Here is a 1,810-nt window from a genome sequence, read left to right as displayed (position 1 = left end):
CCGGATCGGCTTCCGCTTTTCAAGATCGGGCCTGTATGTTCCTGGCTATCCCTTTACTGACGCATGGGACGCAAGATGCGTTCCACGACAGACCAAGGAGTTCCCCTTGAAGCGCATCCTCCTCCCGGCCGGCGGCGCCGTTCTCGCCACCGGTCTGCTGGCCGCCGGTCTGGCCGGCACCGCCCAGGCCAACCCCGACTGGGCCTCCGACACCATGGCCAAGGACGCCCCCTCGGCCCTGGCCGTCGCCAAGTTCTGGCTGGCCGCCAACGGCGCCACCAACAACCTCGCCAAGGCCACCCCCTACACCTGGGAGACCAAGGCCACCCCGACCATGAAGGTCGGCGGCGGCTACAGCCCCGACGGCAAGCCGGGCTCGGTCGTGCCGATCGGCGAGGAGAAGAAGACCGCGGCCAAGGTCAAGAACATCAACCTGCCGAAGACCATCGGCAAGGTGTTCTTCGTCGACGCCGACAACCAGCTCAAGTGGTGCTCGGCCACCTCCATCCAGTCCAAGTACCGCAACCTGGTCGCCACGGCCGGTCACTGCGTCTACGACGAGGGCAAGAACGCCTCCGTCGCCGACAACTGGGTGTTCGTGCCGGGCTACTACCAGGGCAAGACCCCGTGGGGCATCTACGTCGGTAAGACCGCCTACACGCACTACGACTTCGCCGCGTTCGAGGACCGCGACCGCGACTACGCGTTCGTGACCGTCTACAACGGCATCCAGATCGGCGGCGGCTCCGCCAAGCAGGTCTCCAAGAGCGAGTTCGACAAGGCGACCTCCGGCAAGTTCGTCAAGGAGACCCCGATCACCGCCGAGCAGTACGCGGCGGGCGTCGAGAAGTACGGCGTGGACGGCCCCTACAAGGCCAAGGCCGTCGACCCCAAGGTCGAGACCGTGGCCAAGCCGGCCGACGCGCAGGCCAACCTGAACAAGTACCTCAGCGAGGACGGCCACAACGGCGTCAAGCTGGTGGGCGTCGAGGTCACCGAGTCGGTCTACAACGCCGCGCAGGCCGGCCTGGAGAACGGCTACAAGTTCGAGGGCCTGAGCAAGCCGGTCGCCATCAGCCAGGAGGAGTACAACGCCCTCAAGGCCGCCAAGGCTGACGGCAAGTTCCTGGGCGCGCTGACCGAGCTCAAGGACGCCAAGGGCAACGTCATCGGCTGGCAGAAGCAGCAGTTCTTCGTCAAGAAGTGGGTCAAGTCCACCGTTCAGATGAAGTACTGGGTCGAGGAGTACTACCTCGTCAGCGACTTCATCAAGGACGTCGGCCGTCTGGGCGACAACGTCGGTGGCCAGGGCTTCGCCTGGAACCAGAAGACCGGCCAGAAGGTGTTCGTGTTCGGCTACCCGGCCGACGCGCACCCCGACGGCAACAAGGCCTACACCGGTGTGACGCCGAAGTGGTGCTACGGCACCACCACGGGCAAGACCTACACGCACGCCGCGACCAAGGTCGAGGAGCACGTGGGTCTGAAGTGCTCGATGACCCCGGGTGCCGACGGTTCCCCGTGGCTCATCAAGTACAGCAACGCCAAGCGTCTGGGCTACGTCAACGGCGTGACCAGCCTGTTCGGCGACCAGGACAAGAACGACCGCTACGACCTGAGCACCTCGGCGTACTTCGACGGCGAGACCGCCGCGATCTACAACCAGGCTGCGGCCGTGTGGTCCGGCTCGATCGTCAAGTAAGACCCGGCGATCGCCCGAGTCCGGCGGGGGTCCACACCCCGCCGGGTTCGTTCCTGCTCCATCCGAGGGGCCCGGTTCCTACCGGGCCCCTCGGCCTTTTCCCGGAAA

General features: G+C 65.7%; 1 protein-coding gene. It reads left to right on the top strand.

Going from position 1 to position 1,810, the window contains the following annotated elements; genetic code table 11:
* Positions 1 to 106 precede the first annotated feature (106 nt).
* Entirely contained in the window at positions 107 to 1,702 is a 1,596-nt protein-coding gene (locus tag ABD823_RS34280) for a trypsin-like serine peptidase (RefSeq protein ID WP_344867094.1), read from the top strand.
* The last annotated feature ends 108 nt before the right edge of the window (positions 1,703 to 1,810 follow it).

The organism is Planomonospora alba, assembly GCF_039534085.1.
Taxonomy (GTDB): domain Bacteria; phylum Actinomycetota; class Actinomycetes; order Streptosporangiales; family Streptosporangiaceae; genus Planomonospora_B; species Planomonospora_B alba.
The sequence above is the reverse complement of the archived record's forward strand: the minus strand, read 5'-3'. Positions and strand labels throughout refer to the sequence as shown.